This is a genomic window from Micromonospora sp. AMSO31t, assembly GCF_008868175.1.
Taxonomy (GTDB): domain Bacteria; phylum Actinomycetota; class Actinomycetes; order Mycobacteriales; family Micromonosporaceae; genus Micromonospora.
In genome coordinates, this window is record NZ_WBKT01000096.1 from 1 (window position 1) to 20,755 (window position 20,755).

17 protein-coding genes are annotated in these 20,755 nt (G+C 74.5%); 9 read left to right on the forward strand and 8 right to left on the reverse strand.

Translation table 11 applies throughout. The features are described 5' to 3' along the window. On the forward strand, positions 1–961 hold a 961-nt coding region (gene efeO / locus F8274_RS20330; RefSeq protein WP_151463962.1), incomplete at its 5' end, for an iron uptake system protein EfeO. Between the two features lie 23 nt (positions 962–984). After that, complete coding sequence (efeB, locus tag F8274_RS20335; RefSeq protein ID WP_192579904.1) at positions 985–2,286, forward strand: iron uptake transporter deferrochelatase/peroxidase subunit; 1,302 nt, start codon at positions 985–987, stop codon at positions 2,284–2,286. Positions 2,287–2,290: 4 nt separating this feature from the next. Here efeB and F8274_RS20340 read toward each other — a convergent pair whose 3' ends face one another. Next, a complete protein-coding gene (locus F8274_RS20340) occupies positions 2,291–3,259 on the reverse strand; it encodes an RDD family protein (protein WP_225853883.1) in 969 nt (322 codons plus the stop codon). A gap of 41 nt (positions 3,260–3,300) precedes the next feature. Between F8274_RS20340 and F8274_RS20345 the strand changes: the two genes are divergently transcribed. Continuing rightward, positions 3,301–4,254 (forward strand): stage II sporulation protein M, encoded by a 954-nt coding sequence (locus F8274_RS20345; protein WP_151463964.1) that lies wholly within the window; start codon positions 3,301–3,303, stop codon positions 4,252–4,254. Here F8274_RS20345 and F8274_RS20350 read toward each other — a convergent pair. From F8274_RS20350 to F8274_RS20370, 5 genes are read right to left on the reverse strand one after another with little or no spacing between them, the layout of a single operon-like run. Further along, on the reverse strand, positions 4,232–5,542 hold the full coding sequence (locus tag F8274_RS20350; protein ID WP_151463965.1) for a DUF58 domain-containing protein: 1,311 nt from the start codon (positions 5,540–5,542) through the stop codon (positions 4,232–4,234). The two genes, F8274_RS20345 and F8274_RS20350, sit on opposite strands and share 23 nt — an antisense overlap. Continuing rightward, entirely contained in the window at positions 5,539–6,513 is a 975-nt protein-coding gene (locus tag F8274_RS20355) for an AAA family ATPase (RefSeq protein WP_370518252.1), read from the reverse strand. The genes F8274_RS20350 and F8274_RS20355 overlap by 4 nt, the downstream gene beginning before the upstream one ends. 11 nt (positions 6,514–6,524) lie before the next feature. Continuing rightward, the gene (locus tag F8274_RS20360; RefSeq protein WP_151463967.1) at positions 6,525–7,814 is read right to left on the reverse strand and encodes a DUF4350 domain-containing protein; all 1,290 of its coding nucleotides are present in this window, start codon (positions 7,812–7,814) and stop codon (positions 6,525–6,527) included. Continuing rightward, entirely contained in the window at positions 7,811–8,434 is a 624-nt protein-coding gene (locus tag F8274_RS20365; protein ID WP_151463968.1) for a DUF4129 domain-containing protein, read from the reverse strand. Before F8274_RS20365 ends, F8274_RS20360 begins: the two co-directional genes overlap by 4 nt. Next, entirely contained in the window at positions 8,431–9,264 is an 834-nt protein-coding gene (locus F8274_RS20370; RefSeq protein ID WP_151463969.1) for a hypothetical protein, read from the reverse strand. The genes F8274_RS20365 and F8274_RS20370 overlap by 4 nt, the downstream gene beginning before the upstream one ends. Before the next feature lie 209 nt (positions 9,265–9,473). Here F8274_RS20370 and mtrA point away from each other — a divergent pair, with 209 nt between their 5' ends. From mtrA to hpf, 5 genes are all read left to right on the forward strand, one after another. Beyond that, positions 9,474–10,163: an MtrAB system response regulator MtrA gene (mtrA, locus tag F8274_RS20375; RefSeq protein WP_151463970.1), complete on the forward strand. Its 690-nt coding sequence runs from the start codon at positions 9,474–9,476 to the stop codon at positions 10,161–10,163. Positions 10,164–10,176: 13 nt separating this feature from the next. Next, positions 10,177–11,931 carry an MtrAB system histidine kinase MtrB gene (mtrB, locus tag F8274_RS20380; RefSeq protein WP_370518251.1) on the forward strand — a complete coding sequence of 585 codons (1,755 nt, stop codon included), beginning with the start codon at positions 10,177–10,179 and terminating at the stop codon, positions 11,929–11,931. 23 nt (positions 11,932–11,954) lie between these two features. Next, on the forward strand, positions 11,955–13,754 hold the full coding sequence (locus F8274_RS20385; protein ID WP_151463978.1) for an LpqB family beta-propeller domain-containing protein: 1,800 nt from the start codon (positions 11,955–11,957) through the stop codon (positions 13,752–13,754). Positions 13,755–13,761: 7 nt separating this feature from the next. Beyond that, entirely contained in the window at positions 13,762–14,457 is a 696-nt protein-coding gene (locus F8274_RS20390; protein ID WP_151463972.1) for a ComF family protein, read from the forward strand. A gap of 251 nt (positions 14,458–14,708) precedes the next feature. Beyond that, positions 14,709–15,359 (forward strand): ribosome hibernation-promoting factor, HPF/YfiA family, encoded by a 651-nt coding sequence (hpf, locus tag F8274_RS20395; RefSeq protein ID WP_151463973.1) that lies wholly within the window; start codon positions 14,709–14,711, stop codon positions 15,357–15,359. A 60-nt stretch (positions 15,360–15,419) separates the two neighbouring features. Here hpf and F8274_RS20400 read toward each other — a convergent pair whose 3' ends face one another. Both F8274_RS20400 and F8274_RS20405 read right to left on the reverse strand, forming a co-directional pair. Continuing rightward, a complete protein-coding gene (locus F8274_RS20400) occupies positions 15,420–16,526 on the reverse strand; it encodes a GNAT family N-acetyltransferase (RefSeq protein WP_151463974.1) in 1,107 nt (368 codons plus the stop codon). Beyond that, complete coding sequence (locus tag F8274_RS20405) at positions 16,523–17,689, reverse strand: GNAT family N-acetyltransferase (protein WP_225853884.1); 1,167 nt, start codon at positions 17,687–17,689, stop codon at positions 16,523–16,525. The genes F8274_RS20400 and F8274_RS20405 overlap by 4 nt, the downstream gene beginning before the upstream one ends. 160 nt (positions 17,690–17,849) lie before the next feature. Here F8274_RS20405 and secA point away from each other — a divergent pair. Then, on the forward strand, positions 17,850–20,755 hold a 2,906-nt coding region (gene secA, locus F8274_RS20410; protein ID WP_151463976.1), incomplete at its 3' end, for a preprotein translocase subunit SecA.

The window sequence follows — 20,755 nt, forward strand, 5'->3', positions numbered from 1 at the left end:
GGTGACCTTCAAGGTGACCAACTCCGGGTCCAAGGTCAACGAGTTCTACGTCTACGCCGCCGGCGACCGGGTGATGGGCGAGGTGGAGAACATCGCCCCCGGCCTGAGCCGTGAGCTGCGGGTCGAACTGCCCGCCGGCACGTACGAGACCGCCTGCAAGCCCGGCATGAGCGGCCGCGGCATCCGGGGCGCGTTGAAGGTCAGCGGCACCGTCGCGACCGTCGCCCCCGACGCCGCCCTGAGTCAGGCCACCGCCAGCTACCAGCGCTACGTGCAGAGCCAGACCGCCGCCCTGCTCACCAAGACCGAGGAGTTCGTGGCCGCGGTCAAGGCCAACGACGTGGCCAAGGCCAAGGACCTGTACCCGGTGGCCCGCACCTACTGGGAGCGGATCGAGCCGGTCGCGGAGAGCTTCGGCGACCTCGACCCGAAGATCGACGGCCGCGAGGAGGTCGTCGAGGAGGGCATGCCGTTCACCGGCTTCCACCGGATCGAGAAGGACCTGTGGACCACCGGCGACGTCAGCAAGGACGGCGCCATCGCCGACCAGCTCCTCGTCGACGTGAAGGCGATCGTGGCCAAGGCCAACGCCGAGAAGCTCACGCCGCTCCAGCTCGCCAACGGCGCCAAGGCGCTCCTCGACGAGGTCGCCAGCGGCAAGATCACCGGCGAGGAGGAGCGGTACTCGCACACCGACCTCTGGGACTTCAACGCCAACCTGGAGGGCTCGAAGGCCGCCATCGCCGCGCTGCGCCCCGCCCTGGAGCAGCGCTCGCCCGACCTGGTCAAGCAGCTCGACACCGAGTTCGCGGCCGTCGAGACCGCCCTCGGCAAGCACCGGGCCGGCGACGGCTGGAAGCTGCACACCCAGCTCAGCAAGGCCGAGCTCAAGGAACTGTCGGACAGCATCAACGCCCTGGCCGAGCCGATCAGCAAGGTGGCCGCGGTCGTCGCCCGCTGACGACCGGGTCCGGAGGTGACGTGATGAGCGAACCGAGCACCAACGAGGCGACCCGCCGGACCGGGCTGTCCCGGCGCCGGGCCATCACCCTGGCCGGAGCCGGCGCGGCCGGCGTCGCCGGGGTGGCGGTCGGCGCAGGCGCCCTGTTCGGCGGCGGCGACCAGGCGTCCGCCACCGAGACGGCGGCCGGCGCGGTCCCGTTCCACGGCGAGCACCAGGCCGGCATCACCACCCCCGCCCAGGACCGGCTGCACTTCGTCGCGTTCGACGTCATCACCAAGGACCGGGCCCGGCTGGTCGCGCTGCTCCAGGAGTGGACCGCCGCCGCGGCCCGGATGACCGCCGGCAAGGACGCCGGGCTGATCGGCGCGGTCGACGGCGTGCCGGAGGCCCCGCCGGACGACACCGGCGAGGCGCTCGGGCTGCCCCCGTCGCAGCTCACCATCACCGTCGGCTTCGGCCCGACGCTGTTCCGCGACGCCCAGGGCCGGGACCGGTTCGGCATCGCCGACAAGCGGCCCGCCGCCCTGGCCGACCTGCCGCACTTCGCCGGTGACGCGCTCAAGCCGGAACTGTCCGGCGGCGACATCTGCGTCCAGGCCTGCGCCAACGACCCGCAGGTGGCGGTGCACGCCATCCGCAACCTGGCCCGGATCGGCATGGGCGTGGTCAGCGTCCGCTGGTCCCAGCTCGGCTTCGGGCGTACGTCCTCGACGTCGCGGGGGCAGGCCACCGCCCGCAACCTGTTCGGCTTCAAGGACGGCACCGCGAACCTCAAGGCCGAGGAGACCGACCTGCTCCGCGAGCAGCTGTGGGCGCAGCCCGGCGACGGCGCCGACTGGATGACCGGCGGGTCCTACCTGGTCACCCGCAAGATCCGGATGCTGGTCGAGACCTGGGACCGCAGCCCCCTCGCTGAGCAGGAGATGATCGTCGGGCGGACCAAGGGCGCCGGCGCGCCGCTCGGCAAGCGCGCCGAGTTCGACGAGCCGGACTTCGCCGCCAAGGGCGACGACGGCGAGCCCGTGATCGCCGAGACCGCGCACGTCCGGCTCGCCCACCCCGACCAGAACGACGGCGCCCGCCTGCTGCGCCGCGGCTACAACTTCGTGGACGGCTCGGACGGGCTGGGCCGGCTCGACGCCGGGCTCTTCTTCATCGCCTACCAGCGGGACCCGCGCAAGCAGTTCGTGCCGATCCAGACCCGGCTCGCCCGCAACGACGCCATGAACGAATACCTGCGGCACGTCTCCAGCGGCCTGTTCGCCTGCCCGCCCGGCGTCCGCGACGCCGCCGACTGGTGGGGCCGCGCGCTCTTCTCCTGACGGGTCAGCGCCGGACGTCGACCGAGGTGGGCTGTCCGCGTACCGGACCGGGCTGGCTCGGGACGGCGGGTGACGGCGCGGCGGGCCGCAGCACGGCCGGTGCCGGCGCGCTGGCCGGCGCGGGCGCCAGCTCGGGCCAGAGCATGGCGGTGACCGCCCGGGCGCGGCCCAGCCGGTAGGCGGCCCGGCGGCCCCGCTCGGCCAGCACGGCGGCCAGGTACGCCGACTCGGGCACGGCCCACGGCGGGGGCGGCGAGGTGACCGCCGCGACCTCCGCCCACAGCTCCCGGCCCAGCCGGAACCGGTCCGGCTGAGCGAGCTGGTGCAACCGGCCCAGATACTGCCGGACGGCCAGCGCGAGCCCGTCGTCCACCCGGCTCAGGTCGAGGGTGCCCGCCCAGCCGAGCAGCGGCGGCACGGGCTGCGGTGCCGGCCGCCACCCCCCGGCACCCCGGGTGTGCACCACCAGCGTCCCGGCCACCAGATCGCCCAGCCGCCGCCCGCGCGGGTCGGTCAGCATCACGGTCACGCTCGCCGCCCAGCTCAGCAGCGGCAGCACCAGCCCCGGCCACTCCACCGCCACGCCCACCAGCGCGCGGGTCAGCGACTGGCCGACCCCGACCGGGCCGCCGTCGGCGCGGACCACCCGCAGCCCCACGGCCAGCTTGCCCACCGTCCGGCCGCCGACGAAGCGCTCCATCAGCACCGGGTAGCCGACCAGCACCAGCACCAGCAGCACGAGCTGCATCCCGCCGGCCAGCGCGGCGTCCATGATGTCCCCGGGCAGGCTGAGCACCAGCACCGACAGCACCGCGCCGAGCAGCAGCGCCACCGCGAGCTGGGCCACCAGGTCGATCAGCAGGGCGAGCACCCGCGAGCCGAGCCGGGCCGCCCGGACGTCCAGCTCCACCGCCTCGCCGCTGACCAGACCGGCGTCGGCCCACGGTGCCGGAGGGGGAGGTTGCGCGCGCACTCCGACAGTGAACACTATGGGCGCCGGACGGGGGAGGGCGAGTGGATCTCGACGCGTACGTGGCCGAGCACGGCGCCGAGTGGCGGCGGCTGGAGCAGCTGACCGGCCGGCGCAGGCTGGACGCGGCGGAAGTGGACGAGCTGGTGGCGCTCTACCAGCGCGCCGCCACCCACCTCTCCGCGCTGCGCAGTCGGGCCCCGGAACCGGCGCTGGTCGGCCGCCTCTCCCACCTGGTGCTCGGGGCGCGGGCCCGGATCACCGGCCGTCCCCGGGCCTCCTGGGCGGCGGTGGGCCGGTTCCTCGTCGCCGACCTGCCGGCCGCCCTCTACCGGGCCTGGCCCTGGTGGTGCGCGGTGGCCACCGCGTTCAGCGCGCTCACGGCCTTCCTCATCTGGTTCGTCGCCGGCCACCCGGACACCGCCGCCGCGTTCATCGGGGCCGAGGCGGCCCGGCAGCTCGTGGACTCCGGCTTCGCCGGCTACTACACCGAGTTCACCGCGCCGACCTTCGCGTTCCACCTGTGGACGCACAACGCCTGGCTGGCCGCGCAGTGCCTGGCCGCCGGGGTGCTGGTGGTGCCGGTGCTCTGGCTGCTGTGGCAGAACGCGCTGAACGTCGGCGTGGTCGGCGGGGTGATGGTCTCCTACGGCCGTGCCGACGTGTTCTTCGGCATGATCACCCCGCACGGGCTGCTCGAACTCACCGGCATCTTCGTGGCCGCCGGGGTCGGGCTGCGGACGGCCTGGGCCTGGATCGCGCCGCCGGCCCAGCTGAGCCGCGGCCGGGCCGTCGCCGAGGCGGGGCGTTCGGCCATCGTGGTCGCCGCCGGCCTGGTCGGGCTCTTCGCGGTCTCCGCGCTGCTGGAGGCGTTCGTGACCCCGGCGCCGCTGCCGGTCGCCGTCCGGGTGGCGATCGGCGCCGCGGTCTGGCTGGCCTTCCTGGCGTACGCGCTGCTGCTCGGCGGGCGGGCCGTCAGAGCTGGCCGAGGGACTTGAGCCGCAGGTAGGTGTCGGCGACCGCCGGGGCGAGCCGGTCGGCGGGCACGTCGACCACGGTCACGCCGTGGCGGGACAGGGCGGCCCGGACCCGGTCCCGCTCGGCGAGGGCCCGCCAGGCCGCCGCGGCGGCGTACGCGTCGTCGGGGGTCGCGGGCGGGGCGGTGGTGAGCCCGGCGAGCACCGGATCGTGGGTGGCCGCGAGCACCACCCGGTGCCGGGCGGCCAGCCGCGGCAGCACCGGCAGCAGGCCCTCGCCGAGTGCCCCCGCCTCCAGGGCGGTGAAGAGCACCACGAGGCTGCGCTGCCGTTCCCGGCGCAGCACCTCACCGGCGATCAGCTCGAAGTCGGTCTCCACGAGCGCCGGCTGGATCGGCGCGACGGCGTCCACCAGCCGGGCGAGCAGCGCCGGCCGGCCGCTGCCGGTGACCCGGGCCCGGACCGCCGTGTCGGCGGCGAGCAGGTCGACCCGGTCGCCGGCCCGGGCGGCCAGCGCCGTGAGCAGCAGCGCCGCGTCGATCGCGGTGTCCAGCCGGGGCTCGTCGCCGAGCCGAACCGCCGAGGTGCGCCCGGTGTCCAGCACGCACACCAGCCGCCGGTCCCGCTCCGGGCGCCAGGTGCGGACCAGCACGTCGGAGCGGCGGGCGCTGGCCCGCCAGTCGATGGAGCGGACGTCGTCGCCGACCACGTACTCGCGGAGCGTGTCGAACTCGGTGCCGTGGCCGCGCCCCCGGGTCACCTGGACGCCGTCGATGACCCGCAGCCGGGCCAGCTTCTCGGGCAGGTGCCGCCGCGAGTCGAAGCGGGGCAGCACCCGCAGCGTCCACGGTGGTGTGGCCGGGTGGCCGGCGCGTTGCCGGAAGGCCAGCCGCAGCGGCCCGAGCGAGCGGACGGTCAGCGCCACCGCCGGCCGGTCGCCGCGCCGGGCCGGGGTGAGCCGGACCGGCAGCGTGGCCGTGCCGCCCGGCGCGACGGTGAGCACCCGCGCGGCGGGGACGTCGGGCCGCGCCCCGGCCGAGGGCACCCAGGCGTCGCGCACCTGGGCGTGCAGGGTGCGGGCGGAGGTGTTCGCCAGGTGCAGGGTGACCGTGGCGGTGCCGCCGAGCCGGACCGCGCGGTCCCCGGCGCGGGTGGCGGCCAGCCCGTGCAGCGGCGCCGCGAGGGCCCAGTCGAGGGCGACCAGCAGCAGGACCGCCGCGGTCAGCACGGCGACGCCGAGGAACGGCGCTGGCCAGGCCGGCAGGGTGGCCGCGCTCGCCGCGAGCAGCAGACCCGCCCGCCAGGTCATCGCGGTGTCGGCACGGTGGCCAGCACCGCGTCCAGCACGGCGTCCACGGTGACGCCCTCCAGCTCCACCTCGGGGCGCAGCCGGAGCCGGTGCCGCAGGGTGGGCCGGGCGACCGCCTTCACGTCGTCCGGGGTGACGTGGTCCCGGCCGGCCAGCCAGGACCACGCCTTGGCGGTGCCCAGCAGGGCGGTGGCGCCCCGGGGCGAGGCGCCCAGCTCCAGCGCCGGGGCGACCCGGGTGCCCCGGCACAGGTCCACGATGTAGCCGAGCACGGGCTCGGCCACGTGCACCGCCTGCACCGCCGTCCGGGCGGCGGCCAGGTCGGCGGCGGTGGCCACCGGGCGTACGCCGGCGGCGCGCAGGTCGCGCGGGTCGAAGCCGGCGTGGTGCGCGCGGAGCACGCCCAGCTCCTCGTCCCGCCCGGGCAGCGGCACGGTCAGCTTGAGCAGGAACCGGTCGAGCTGCGCCTCGGGCAGCGGGTAGGTGCCCTCGTACTCGACGGGGTTCTGGGTGGCCGCCACGATGAACGGGTCGGGCAGCGGGCGCCGCTCGCCCTCGACGGTGACCTGCCGCTCCTCCATGACCTCCAGCAGCGCCGACTGGGTCTTCGGCGGGGTGCGGTTGATCTCGTCGGCGAGGAGCAGGTTGGTGAAGACCGGCCCCTCCCGGAAGGTGAAGGCGGCGGTGCGCGGGTCGAAGATCAGCGAGCCGGTCACGTCGCCGGGCATCAGGTCGGGGGTGAACTGCACCCGCTTGGACTCCAGGTCCAGCGCGCTCGCCACGGTGCGCACCAGCAGGGTCTTGGCGACCCCGGGCACGCCCTCCAGCAGCACGTGCCCCCGGCACAGCAGCGCGATGACCAGGCCGGTGACGACGGCGTCCTGGCCGACGACGGCCTTGGCCACCTCGGCCCGCAGCCGGTGCAGGGCGGCGCGGGCGTCGGGCTGCGCGGTGGGCGACGCGGCGGCGATGACGGGTCCGGTCACCGGGGGTCTCCTTCGGTCAGGTGGGGGGCCAGGGTACGGGTCAGGGCGTCCAGGTCGCGGGCCAGCGCCAGCAGCTCCCGGTCGTCCTTCGGGGCAGCGCCGTGCAGCAGCTCGGCCACCCGCTCCGGGTCGGCCCCGGCGTGCGCGGCGATCCGGGCGGCCACCTCGTCGGGCGGCGTGTCCGGGGGCAGGTTGAGTCGGGGCAGCAGCCGGTCCAGCGCGGCGGCGCGCAACGTCGCGGCGGTGGTGTCCCGGGCGCCGGCCCGGCGGTAGAGGCGGGCCCGGCCGAGCACCGTCTCGGCGGCCCGGACCGTGACCGGCAGCGGCTCCGGCACGGGCGGGCCGAGCCGGCGGGCCCGCCACAGCACCAGCAGGAGCCCGGCCACGGCGAGCTGGGCGAGTATCGCCCAGAACCAGGGCGGGAACGCGTCCCAGAGCGGGTTGTCCCGGTTCGGCGGCGGGTCGGCCCGGTCGTCGCGGCCGCCGGTCCGCCGGGGCACCGGCGTTCCGTCGTCGTCCGGGGTCGGCGACCAGCTCGGGCCGGTCGGTGCCGGCGCGGGGCCGGGCAGGTCGAGCCAGACCAGCGGGCGGTCGCCGCCGAGCAGGCCGGTGGCGAGGACGCGGTTGCCCCACTCGTCGATGCGGTCGTTGCGGAACGGGTCGCTGGCGCCGACCACCACGACCTCGGTGCCCCAGGTGATCCGCCGCAGCGCGCCCGCGTAGCACCGGTCGGTGCCGGACGGCCCGGCGTAGCGCTGGCGGTCGACGGCGGCGGTGCCGGCGCGGAGCGCCTCGGGCAGCCGGCAGGGCGCGCCGTCGGCGTCGGGCGGCACGGCCCGGGTCGCCCACCGGCGGTCGGTCGGTTCGAGCGGCAGGCCCACCCCGGTCAGCACCCGGCGGGACGGCTCGACCAGCACGAGCCGGCTGCCGGGCGGCAGCACGGTCAGGGCGGCCAGGGTGTCCGGGTGCACCAGGTCCGGAGCGGGCACGAAGAGGGTGGTGGGGCCCGCTCCGGCGGCCCGCAGGGCGTGCAGCGTGTCGGTCTCCCGGCGGATCGGCACCCCCTGCGCGCGCAGCGCGTCGGCCAGCCGGCTGCCCCCGTCGTCACCGGCGGCGACCGGAGCGAGGAAACCCGGGTCGTCCGGGTCGGGCTGGTCCACGGCGTGCAGGACCAGCGTGGTCACGATCAGCAGCACCGCCAGCCCGATCGGGACAAGCAGCCGGTGCCACCGGCGGCGGGGCGCGGGCGGGGCCGCCGGCCGGGCCGGGTCGAGGGTGGCGGTCACCGGGGCTCTCCCTCGGCGGCCAGCTCGCGGCGCAGGTCGGCGGCGAGATCCCGCATCCGGTGGTCGTGCGCGGCGGTGGCCGGGCGCTGGGCGTACCAGAGGTCCGAGAAGATCGATCCGGCGGTGTGCAGGGTGGGCCGCACGTCGGGCCGGACCCGGGCCACGGCCGTGGTCAGCTCGGTGACGGTCAGGCCGGGGCGGGGCTCCACCAACTGCCGTGCCACCAGGAGGCGGACCATCTCGCGCAGCCGTTCCCGGACCGCCTCGGCGTACCGGCCCTCGGCGGCGAGCCGGTCGGCGAGGTCCGCCTGGGCCGCCGCCGCCGGCTCGGCCGACCGGGGCGCGGGCACCGGCACGGCGGGGGCGTCCCGTCGGGTCCGGCGCCGCCGCCGGGGCAGCCGCAGTTTCGGCAACCGCAGCTTCGGCCGCCGGGGCAGGCGCAGCCGGAGCCGGGGGAGCCGAGGCCGGCCGATCCGGGGCAGCCGGCGGGGCACCCAGGCCGGGAACGAGTACCAGGCCAGCGCGACCAGCAGCGCCCCGACGATCAGGAGCAGGGCGGCCAGCGGCAGGGGCACGGCATCCCCCAGCGCCGCGACCGTCTCGGTCCACCACCGGCTCACCGGGGCACCGCCAGCAGGACGGGTTCCGGAGCCGCGGCCCGGGAGAGCCGGATGTCCAGGCCCTCGGTGCGCATCCGGGTCTCCAGGTGCAGCACCGCGTCCAGGCAGGCCAGCGCCGGGTACGCGACCGCGTTCACGGCCACCCACGCGACCGTGGCGACCGGCAGCGCCCAGGCGGAGACGTCGAAGAGGCCCAGCAGCCCGAGACCGTGGTATACGCCCAGCCCGATGCCGAGCCGGATCAGCCACCAGCCCAGGTAGCCGAGCAGCCGGATGGCGGCGGCCCGCCCACCGACCCGGACCGCCAGCCGCAGCGCCCGCCCCGGCGCCCGGTACGCCGGAACCCGGTCCACCACGAGCACCGGCACCACGGCGCCGAGCAGCCCGTACGCGACGAACCAGGCCGGCCCGGCCAGCCCGGCGAGCAGGGCCGTGCACCCGACCACGGCTCCGGCCAGCAGGGTAGGCCCCCAGCGGGCGTCCGCCAGCAGCTCGCGTGGCCCGGTGCGGCGGCCCAGCAGGGCGGCCCCGGCGGCCCGGGCGGCCGGGTTGCCGAGCAGCGCGATGATCATGGCCTCGGTGCCGGCGCCGAGGGCGAGCAGCAGCCAGTACCACCCGAACCGGTCCGGGTCGGGCCACCACTCGGGCGGCCGGGCGCCGGCCAGCACCCGCAGCGGGTGCAGCAGGGCCTGCTCGCCGAGGGCCAGCAGGACGGCGAGCGGGACGAGCACCCGCGCCTGGTCGCGCAGCAGCAGGACGGCCGAGTCGAGCAGTTCGCCGACGGTCAGCGGGCGGCGCGGGAGCACCGCGGTCGGGCCGACGTCGGGCACGGGTACTCCTGGCGGGCGGGAGGTGGCGGGCGGCGACACACCCGAGGGATCATGGTTGCACGGCGCGTCCGCGTCCGGTGGACCCGTCCGCCCAGGCGCGCCACGCGGGCGACCACGCCGTCAGCTGTGGTGCCGGACCGCCCTCGGCGCTACGGTGCCGTGAAGACGCCGAACCCTCTTCAACGAACGGGGATGGAACGATAAACCCCATGAGAGCCCGGGTACTGGTGGTCGACGACGACCCCGCACTCGCCGAGATGCTCGGCATCGTCCTGCGCAGCGAGGGCTTCGTGCCGTCCTTCGTCGCGGACGGAGAACGGGCACTGGCCGCGTTCCGGGACAGCCGGCCCGACATCGTCCTGCTCGACCTGATGCTCCCCGGCATGAGCGGCATCGACGTGGCCCGGGCCATCCGGGGTGAGTCCGGCGTGCCGATCGTGATGCTGACCGCCAAGAGCGACACCGTCGACGTGGTGCTCGGGCTGGAGTCCGGCGCCGACGACTACGTGGTCAAGCCGTTCAAGCCCAAGGAGCTGGTGGCCCGGATGCGGGCCCGGCTGCGCCGGGGCGAGGACGTGGCGCCGGAGCTGCTCACCATCGGCCCGCCCGGCAACCAGATCACCATCGACGTGCCGGCGCACGCGGTCAGCCGGGACGGCGAGGAGGTGAAGCTGACCCCGCTGGAGTTCGACCTGCTGGTCGCGCTCGCCCGCAAGCCGCGCCAGGTCTTCACCCGCGAGGTGCTGCTGGAGCAGGTCTGGGGCTACCGGCACGCCGCCGACACCCGCCTGGTCAACGTGCACGTGCAGCGGCTCCGCGCCAAGATCGAGCCGGATCCGGAGCGACCCGAAATCATCCTCACCGTGCGAGGCGTGGGTTACAAGGCGGGCACCGGATAGCCTGGTCAGCACTGTGGTGACCTCCCCGCCCCCCGACTCGCCGACCGTCGCGTCCCGCCGGCTCCGCGCCGCGCGGGCGCTGTGGCGTGTCCTGGCGGGCCGCACGGCCCGGTTCGCCGCCGGGGCCCACCAGACCTGGCGGAGGTCGCTCCAGCTTCGTGTGGTGACCATCACACTGGTGGCGTCCAGCCTGCTGGTGGGCGGTTTCGCGTACCTGATCGCCGACAAGCTCACCAACATCCTGCTGGAGAACGCCGAGACCGACGTCCTGCTGCGCCTGCAGAACGGCAGCGACTACGCCTCGAAGCAGTTCAACCTCTACAGCCAGCCGCAGGAGGCCCAGCTCCAGGACACCATCGACGGCACGGTCAACTACCTGGCCGGCGGTGACCCGGCGCAGACCAGCGGCGTCGTGGTGGCCATCACGGCCGACAGCTTCGCCGGCTTCATCGAGGCGCGTACCTCGCCGGACGTGCAGGTGCGACCGCTGATCAGCGCGGAGCTGCGGGCGTCGGTGGCGGCCGGGAACGTCGCCCACCAGGTCCGCACCGGCACGCTCGACGGTGAGCGCACCAAATATCTGGTCTACGGCTCCCCGGTGCCGACCCGGTTCGGGCAGCTGGAGCTCTACTACCTCGTACCCCTGACCCGGCAGGACGCCACGGCGGCCGACGCCCGGGCCACCGTGGTCGCCACCGGCGTGGCCCTCGTGCTGCTGCTCGGCCTGCTGGCCGCCCTGGTCACCCGCCTGGTGGTGACCCCGGTACGGGTGGCCGCCCGGACCGCCCAGCGGCTCTCCGCGGGCCTCCTCGACCAGCGGATGGTGGTCAACGGCGAGGACGACCTGGCCCTGCTCGCCGCCTCGTTCAACCAGATGGCGACCAACCTGCAACGGCAGATCCTCCGGCTGGAGGAGATGTCGCGGCTGCAACGCCGTTTCACCTCCGACGTCTCCCACGAGCTGCGCACGCCGCTGACCACGGTGCGGATGGCCGCCGACCTGATCTTCGCCGAGCGGGACGACTTCGACCCGGCGGTGGCGCGCAGCGCCGAGCTGCTCCAGGCCGAGCTGGACCGGTTCGAGGAGCTGCTCACCGACCTGCTGGAGATCAGCCGTTTCGACGCCGGCTTCGCGATGCTCGACAGCGAGCCGACCGACCTGGTGCCGGTGGTGCACCGGGTGACCGAGCGGCTGGCCGGGCTGGCCGAGCGGGTCGGGGTGGCCATCGAGCTGGACCTTCCGGACAGCCCGGTGATCGCCGAGGTCGACCCCCGCCGGGTCGAGCGGGTCCTGCGCAACCTCGTCGGCAACGCCGTCGAGCACGGCGAGGCCAGGCCCGTGCGGATCACCCTCGGCATGGACCAGAGCGCGGTGGCGATCACCGTGCGGGACCACGGCGTCGGCCTCAAGCCGGGCGAGGAGAAGCTGGTCTTCAACCGGTTCTGGCGGGCCGACCCGTCCCGGGCCCGGCAGACCGGCGGCACGGGGCTGGGCCTGTCGATCAGCCTGGAGGACGCCCGGCTGCACGGCGGCTGGCTGGAGGCGTGGGGCGCGCCGGGGCAGGGGGCCCAGTTCCGGCTGACCCTGCCGGCCCGCGCCGGGGACCGGCTGACCACCTCACCGCTGCGACTCGTGCCGGCCGACGCGACCCTGCCGTTCGGTGGTCCGCGCGACGGCGGCCCGCTCGCCATCGGGCCGGGCAGCGGCGCGGGCGCGCTGGCCATCGGGCCGGCGGGATCCGGTGACCGGGCCGAGGTGGCACCATGAGCGCCAGGCATGAGCTGGGCGTCGTGCGGCGGCGGGCGCTGGCCGCGCTGCTGGGCGGCCTGCTGCTACCCGCCGGGCTGGTCGGCTGCGGGATCCCGAACGAGAGCGAGGTGCAGGTCGACGGCTCGGGTCCGGCCGCCGAGGCCGGCACGGTCAACGGCAGCCCCGCACGGCCGCCGACCCCGACCGACAGCGTCGAGCCCGGCCCGTTCATCGAGAACTACCTGCGGGCGGCCGCCGCCGGTGAGCGCGAGCAGGCCTACGCCCGGGCCAAGGAGTTCATCGCGCAGGAGGCGAAGGGCCTGCTCCCGGAGAAGCAGCAGAGCAGCGAGATCGAGCTGACCGTGGTCCGGCTCCGCGAGAAGCCCGAGGTCACCCCGCCGAACAACCAGGGCACCAGCACGGTGACCGTCAAGGTGCAGCAGGTCGGCGTGCTGGGCGCCGACGGCACCCTGGAGGCACCGGAGGCCAGCGTCACCGAGTACGTGTTCCAGCTGCGCCGCGCCGATCCGGCCGGTCCGGGGCTGCTCCTCACCGCCGTGCCGAACGTGCTGCTGATCAGCGATACGGCCCTGCGTGAGTACTACCGGTCCCGCACCATCTACTTCTGGAACTCCGACCAGTCCCGTCTGGTGCCCGACCTGCGCTACCTGCCCTCGTCGGTGCCGGCCGAGCGGCGGGTCACCGACGTGGTGAAGTGGCTGACCGGGGGCCCGTCGAAGTGGCTGGCGCAGGGCGTGACCGGGCTGCCCGACGGCACCCGGTCGATCAACAACGCCACCGGCGCGGATGGGCACTGGGAGGTCAACCTCACCATGCCGGGGGCTGACGACAAGAAGCTCGGCCTGCTCGCCACCCAGCTCGCCTGGTCGCTGCCCGAGCTGAGCGGTCAGCTCGATCTGAAGATCCAGAACCAGAAGCGGCAGACCGTCGATCTCCAGGAGGAGCGGAGGGCGCACGCCGCGTACCCGAGCGGGGACCGCCCGGCGCGGTTCAGCGTCTACGACGGCGCCATCCGCCCGCTTGCCATCCCCAACGAACCGAGAGCCGCCGTCCCGCTGGCGGCCGACGACAACAAGAACGTGGTCGCCGCGGCGCTGGCCCGCGCCGACGACCAGGTGCTGGCTGCGCTGGTGGTGACCGGGCCGGACCGCCGGCAGCGGCTCAAGGTCGGCTCCGGCCCGGACCCGGTGACGGTGTTCAACACCAGCGACCGTTCGTTCGCCGCGCTGGGCCGACCCACCTGGCTCCGCTCGATGGACGGGCGGCACGCCGCCGGTCTGGTGGCCGCGGACGGCAAGCTCTACCGGTTCGCCGGGTCGGCCGAGATGAGCCTGGTCCCGCTGGCCGTCCCTGACCCCGTCGTGGCGGTCGCCGGGTCCCTCGACGGGCACCGGATCGCCCTGGTCAGTGGTGGCAACCTCTACGTGGCCGCGGTGAGCGTCGACGGCGGCGTGGTCAGCGTGGGCCCGCCGCAGCGGCTGGCCATCCTGCTCACCGGCGTCACGGCGGTGGACTGGCTGGCCGAGAACGACCTGGTGCTCGCGGGCAACGAGGCCGACCGGCGGCCGGCCATTCACCAGATCACGGTCGACGGCGCCCAGGAGACCGCGCTGAAGCGGGACATCGGCGCCGCGGTCACGCAGCTGGCCGCGTACCCGGGCGGGGCGGTCGGCGGGCTGCCGTCGCTGTCGTACATGTACGAGGCGAACCGGGCGGCCTACCGGAACAACCCGTTCGACACCATCAAGCGGGAACAGGTGCTGGACGTGCCGGCGGGCAGCCGGGCGACCAACCCGACCGCGCCCTTCTTCCTCTACTGAGGCGCCGGTGCCGGGGCTGGGCGGACTCTGGTCGGACCTGACCGACCTGGTGCTTCCGGCTGGGTGCGCCGGCTGCGGGGAGCGCGTGCCGGGCCTGCGACAGGGCTTCTGCCCCGGCTGCGTGCGGGACCTGGAGGCGCTGACCCCGGCGCCGACCCGACCCGACCCGACCCCGGCCGGCCTGCCGCCCTGCGCCGCCCTCGGCCCGTACGCGGGCGCGCTGCGCAACGGGCTGCTGGCGTACAAGGAGCGGGGCCGGCACGGGCTGGCCCGGCCGCTGGGCGCGCTGCTGGCCGAGGTGGTGGCCGCGGCGGTCGGCCCGCGTGGTCCGGTGACCCTGGTGGCGGTGCCGGACACCGCCCGGGCGGCCCGGGCCCGGTACGGCGACCACCTGGACCGGCTGACCCGCCACGCGGCGGCCCGGCTGGGCGCGGCCGGCTGGCCGGTACGCGTGCTCCGGCCGCTGCGCGCGCTGCCCCGGCCCGACTCGGTGGCGCTCGACAGCGCCGGGCGGGCCGCCGCGGCCCAGGCGGCCTTCCGGCTGCGCCGCACCGGCGGAGTGGCCGGTCCCGTGGTGCTGCTGGACGACATCGTCACCACGGGGGCCACGCTGGCGGCGGTGAGCCGTGTTCTGCGCGACGCGGGAATGCCGCCAAAGGCCGCGGCCGTGCTCGCCGCAACGCAAAAACGGCACCATGCGTAACGCTTCGTGTTTCCGTTTCACCCCATGGTGTATGAGCTGTTAAATTTCGCGGCCTCTCCCGGCAACTGGGGGTGACTGGTGGCCGAACAGGAGTTAGCGTTTTCGTGTCGGGGGTAGGAGGGTTGCCAACCTTCCCCCGGCATTGGAAGGAGGCGTAGCCGTACACCATCGGTCGACGCCGGACGGGGTTCTCCCAGGGCGCGTCGACCGGAAGATCCGGACCGAACGACCGTCCGAACAAGGGAGGTCACGTGGACATCGTGGTCAAGGGCCGTAACGTCGAAGTGCCGGACCATTACCGGGTGCACGTAGCCGAAAAGCTCGCGAAGATCGAACGCTACGACCACAAGCTCATTCGCGTGGACGTCGAGTTGTTCCACGAGCGCAATCCGCGCCAGGCCGATCATTGCCAGCGGGTGGAAATCACCTGCGTGACGCGCGGCCCGGTGATCCGGGCCGAGGCCTGCACGAATGATTTCTACAGCGCGCTGGACGCCGCCATCGCCAAGCTGGACACCCGCTTCCGCCGGGCGGCGGACCGCCGCCGCGTGCACCGCGGCCGGCACGCGCCGCTCTCGGTCGCCGCCGCCACCGCGGACCTGCCGGTGACCGACCTGGAAGGGCCCGGCCTGGCGGCGTTGAACGGGCACGCGACGGCCACCGCCGTCGCGGAACGGCCCGACGAGGATGGCTACGAGGAACCCGACGACCAGCCGTGGCACATCGCGCGGGCGAAGGTGCACCCCGCCGAGCCGATGACGGTCGACGACGCGCTGTTCCAGATGGAACTCGTCGGCCATGACTTCTACCTGTTCCAGGACAAGGAGTCGGGCCGCCCGAGCGTGGTCTACCGCCGGCACGCCTACGACTACGGGATCATCTCGCTCGACACCGGACCCTGACCACCCCGCGGGACGACACCGGCCGGAAGCCGTGGTGGGCGACCACCGCGGCTTCCGCCGTCAGCCGGTGCCGTCGCCCGGCAGCCGGCCGAAGATGAACGAGTCGATCCGGGTGCCGTCCGGGCCGGGGAGCCGGCCGCGCAGCAGCCCTTCCCGGCCGAAGCCGGCCTTCTCCAGCACCCGCTGCGAGGCGAGGTTCTCGGGTCGGGTGCCGGCCCAGAGCCGGGCCAGCCCGATCTCGAACGCCCAGCCGGCGACGAGGCCCACCGCCCGGGTGGCCAGCCCCCGGCCGCGCGCCTCGGGCAGCATGCTGTAGCCGAGCATGGCCTGGCCGGTGCTCGGTTCGTCGTACACCAGCGCGCAGCCGCCCACCACGGCGCCGGTGCCCGCGTCGAGGACGGCGAGGTCGGCCGCGCGGCCGGCCAGCCACTGGCTCTCCGCGCGGCGGCACCGCCGCTCGACCGACTCCCGCGTCGGCGGGGCCGGCGGCACCCGGTTCGCCACCACCTCCGGCAGCGTGTGCAGCCGGTACACCACCTCGGCGTCCGCCGGCCCGACCGGGCGCAGCGTCACCACGCCGTCGGTGAGCCGGCCGTCGGGCAGGTCCGGCAGCAGCCGGACGGTCGGACCGGGCGGGTCGTCGGCGAGGCGTACCCAGACGGCCAGGTCGTGGCGACCGTCCCGGCCCTGGCCGGCCGACCGGCGTACCCCCTCGTGCCGGAACCCGGCGGCCAGCGCCACCCGCTGGCTGGCCGCGTTCTCCTCCTGCGTGAGCAGTTCGAGCCGGACGGCGCCGGCGGCGAAGGCCGCCTCGGCCAGCGCGCGGGTGGCGGCCGTGGCGACGCCCCGGCCGCGCGCCCACGGCGCGACCCAGTAGCCGATCTCCGCCTGGCCGCGCTCCGCCACCGGGTGGCTGAGGCCGGCCGCGCCGATCAACCGATCGGTGGCCGGGTCGGCGATCACGTACGCCGCGCCGCCGGTGGCCCAGGCCGCCGGTGCGCCCTCGGTGATCCACCACCGGGCGCTCTCCGCGGTGTACGGGTCGGGCAGGCCGGGCAGGAACCGTCGGGTGAGCGGGTCGGCGCAGGCGGCGGCCGTGTCCGTCACGTCGGTGAGCCGGTTCCGCCGCAGCCGCACCCCGTACGCCTCGATGGTCTCGGGCGTCACGTCAGGTCCTGTGGCAGCAGCCCGCCGACCCAGACGTCCTGCCGTTCCCCGCGGTGCTGGACGCCGCCGCGGAGCGTGCCCTCGACGGTGAAGCCGGCCTTCTCGGCGGCCCGGCGCGACGCGGTGTTGCCGACATTGGCCCGCCACTCGATGCGGGCCAGGCCGAGCGTGGTGAAGCCCCAGGCGCAGAGCGCGGCCAGCGCGGCCGGCAGGTAGCCCCGGCCCCGGGCGTGCGGCGCGGTCATGAAGCCCACGTCGGCGACGAGCGGGTCGCCGGGGGAGATGCGCAGGTCGATCGAGGCGACGTACCGATCGTCCGGGTCGGCGACGGCGTAGGTCGCCCCCTTGCCCCGGGCCCAGGACGCCTCGGCGATGTCCCGCAGGTAGCCCTCGGCGTGCTGCCGCTGGTAGGGGTGCGGCACCGTGGTCCAGCGGATGCTGTCCTCGTCGCGGCAGGTGGTCACGAGCGCGTCGATGTCGCGCTCCTCGAATGCGCGCAGCTGCAGCTCGGTGTCGCCCGCGGTGGCGAACAGGACCGGCTGGGGCCGCATGAAGACGGCGGCCCGGCGGGCCTCCAGGGTGTCCGGGCCGTAGCGGAGGGGCTCGCCCGGTGCCCCCAGCTCGTGCGGCAGGAGGGAGCCGATCCAGCCCTCCGGGCGGCCGTCGACCGAGGGGTGGGCCAGCCGCAGCTCGCCCTCGACCCGGAAGCCGGCCCGGAGCGCGACCAGCCGGGAGGCGTGGTTGCCGACCTCCGCCTGCCAAGTCACCCGGCGCAGCTTGAGCGCGTCGAACGCCCAGCGGGCGACCGCCCGGGTGGCGCGGACCGCCACGCCCCGGCCGCGGGCCCAGGGCGCGGTCCAGTAGCCCACCTCGGCGGAGTCCAGGCCGCGGTCGACGGAGACGAGGCCGCAGGAGGCGAGCAGCTCGCCGGTCTGCGCGTCGCAGACCGCGAACGGCGCCCCGGTGCCCTCCGCCCAGGCCGTCCCGCTGATCGTGGTCACGAACTCGAGGGCGTGTTCCGGCAGGTACGGGCGAGGTACGGTGGTCCAGCGCTGAATGTCCGGGTCCTGGCAGGCGCGGTGCACCGCGTCGGCGTCCTCCGCCCGCCAGGGTCGCAGGAGCAGGCCGTCCTCGATGATCTCCACAGGCTCCACCCGAGCCATCGTGCCGGATCGTTCGCGTACGGCGTAACCCGATTACCGCCGGTCAGCGCGCCCGCTCGGCGTTATGTCGGGTTCGCGGCTCCGGACCGCAGCCACCAGTGACCATCGCCGCGCCGGAGCGCCTACGATGGTTCGAGACTGTCTAGGGGAGCGTTGATCCGTGTCGATTCTGGAAAAGGTCCTTAGCGCGGGCGCGGGCCGTATGGTGCGTCGGCTCAAGGCCATCGCCGCCGCCGTCAACTCGATCGAGGACGACTACGTCAACCTCAGCGACGACGAGCTGCGGGACATGACCGACCAGTTCAGGGAGCGGCTCGCCGACGGTGAGACCCTCGACGACCTGCTGCCCGAGGCGTTCGCGGTGTGCCGGGAGGCCGCCGCCCGGGTGCTCGGCCAGCGGCCCTACGACGTCCAGGTGATGGGCGGCGCGGCGCTGCACTTCGGCAACATCGCCGAGATGAAGACCGGTGAGGGCAAGACCCTGACCTCGGTCATGCCGGTCTACCTGAACGCGCTCGCCGGCAAGGGCGTGCACGTGATCACCGTGAACGACTACCTGGCCGAGCGCGACGCCGCCTGGATGGGCCGGGTGCACGAGTTCCTCGGCCTCACCGTGGGCGTGGTGCTGCCCAACCGCCCGGCCACCGAGCACCGCGTGGCCTACGAGTGCGACATCACCTACGGCACCAACAACGAGTTCGGCTTCGACTACCTGCGCGACAACATGGCGTGGTCGAAGGAGGAGCTGGTCCAGCGCGGCCACTTCTTCGCCGTGGTCGACGAGGTCGACTCGATCCTCATCGACGAGGCGCGGACCCCGCTGATCATCTCCGGCCCGGCCGAGCACTCCGCCCGCTGGTACCAGGAGTTCGCCTCCGTGGTGGCCCGCCTCCAGCCCGGCACCGACGGCGAGGGCGACTACGAGGTCGACCACGCCAAGCGCACCATCGCCATCACCGAGCGGGGTGTCGCCAAGATCGAGGACCGGCTCGGCATCGACAACCTCTACGAGTCGGTGAACACCCCGCTCGTCGGCTACATGAACAACGCGATCAAGGCCAAGGAGCTCTACAAGCGCGACAAGGACTACATCGTCAGCGACGGCGAGGTCCTCATCGTCGACGAGTTCACCGGCCGCATCCTGCACGGCCGCCGCTACAACGAGGGCATGCACCAGGCGATCGAGGCCAAGGAGGGGGTGGAGATCAAGCAGGAGAACCAGACCCTGGCCACCATCACCCTCCAGAACTACTTCCGCCTCTACGAGAAGCTCTCCGGCATGACCGGCACCGCCCAGACCGAGGCGAGCGAGTTCAACAAGGTCTACAAGGTGGGCGTCGTGACCATCCCGACGCACCGGCCGATGGTCCGCCTCGACCGGGCGGACGTCATCTACAAGACCGAGAAGGCCAAGTTCAACGCCGTTGTCGAGGACATCGCCGAGCGGCACGAGCAGGGCCAGCCGGTGCTGGTCGGCACGGTCTCGGTCGAGAACTCGGAGATCCTGTCCCACATGCTGCGCCGCCGCGGCATCCCGCACTCGGTGCTCAACGCGAAGTTCCACGCCAAGGAGGCGGAGATCGTCGCCCAGGCCGGGCGCAAGGGCGCGGTCACCGTCGCCACCAACATGGCCGGCCGTGGCACCGACATCCTGCTCGGCGGCAACCCCGAGTTCCTCGCCGCCAACGAGCTGCGGCAGCGCGGCCTCGACCCGGTCGAGCAGCCCGAGGAGTACGCCAAGGCGATGGAGGAGGTCCTGCCCACCTGGAAGCAGGCCTGCGACGTCGAGGCGGAGGAGGTCGCCGCGGCCGGCGGCCTCTACGTGCTGGGCACCGAGCGGCACGAGTCGCGCCGGATCGACAACCAGCTGCGCGGTCGCGCCGGCCGGCAGGGTGACCCGGGCGAGTCCCGCTTCTACCTGTCGCTGCAGGACGACCTGATGAAGCGCTTCCGGGCCGGTGCCGTCGAGGCGGTGATGGACCGCTTCAACATCCCGGAGGACGTGCCCATCGAGTCGAAGATGGTCACCCGCCAGATCAAGAGCGCCCAAGCCCAGATCGAGGGCCAGAACGCCGAGATCCGGAAGAACGTCCTCAAGTACGACGAGGTGCTCAACAAGCAGCGCCAGGTGATCTACGCCGAGCGCCTCCGGGTGCTCAACGGCGAGGACCTCTCCGAGCAGGTCCGCAACATGATCGACGACGTGGTCGCCGCGTACGTGGTGGGCGCGACCAGCGAGGGCTACGCCGAGGACTGGGACCTCGAGCAGCTCTGGTCCAACCTCAAGCAGCTCTACCCGGTGGGCATCACCATCGACGAGCTGGAGGAGGAGCTGGGCTCCCGGGCCGGCCTCGACCAGGACTTCCTGCTCGCCCGCCTCAAGGAGGACGCGAACGCCGCGTACGACCGGCGCGAGGAGCAGCTCGGCGAGGAAGCCGTACGCCAGCTCGAGCGGATGGTCCTGCTCCAGGTGATCGACCGCAAGTGGCGCGAGCACCTCTACGAGATGGACTACCTCCAGGAGGGCATCAGCCTGCGGGCGTACGCCCAGCGCGACCCGGTCATCGAGTACCAGCGCGAGGGCTTCGACATGTTCGCCACCATGATGGACGGCATCAAGGAGGAGACGGTCGGCTTCCTCTACAACCTGGAGGTGCAGGTCGAGGAGGCGGCGCCGGAGGCCGAGGAGGAGGAGGAAGTCCAGCTGCTGGAGAAGCCGGTGGAGATCCGCGCCAAGGGTCTCAACCGCACGCCGCAGCAGCAGGGCCTGCAGTATTCGGCGCCCGCGGTCGACGGCGAGGCCGGCCGTGGCGCGCCGGTGCTCGAGCGCGCCGAGGAGCAGGCGCCGGCGCTCGGCATCGGCCGGCCCGAGACGTCGGAGCGTCCCGCCGCCTCCACCCCGCGCCGGACGCCGGGTGCGGCGGGCGGGGCGAGCGGCCAGGCGGTCGCGGCGAGCACGGCCCGGCGGGCCGCTCCAGGCCAGGTCGACGGCGCGGGCGAGGGCCCGTCCCGCAACGCGCCCTGCCCGTGCGGTTCCGGCCGCAAGTACAAGCGCTGCCACGGCGC

Coding starts and splice junctions, on each gene's coding strand:
- mtrA (WP_151463970.1), top strand. CDS start 9,474: ATGAGAGCCCGGGTACTGGTGGTCGACGACGACCCCGCACTCGCCGAG.
- efeB (WP_192579904.1), top strand. CDS start 985: ATGAGCGAACCGAGCACCAACGAGGCGACCCGCCGGACCGGGCTGTCC.
- F8274_RS20405 (WP_225853884.1), bottom strand. CDS start 17,689: ATGGCTCGGGTGGAGCCTGTGGAGATCATCGAGGACGGCCTGCTCCTG.
- F8274_RS20350 (WP_151463965.1), bottom strand. CDS start 5,542: ATGACCTGGCGGGCGGGTCTGCTGCTCGCGGCGAGCGCGGCCACCCTG.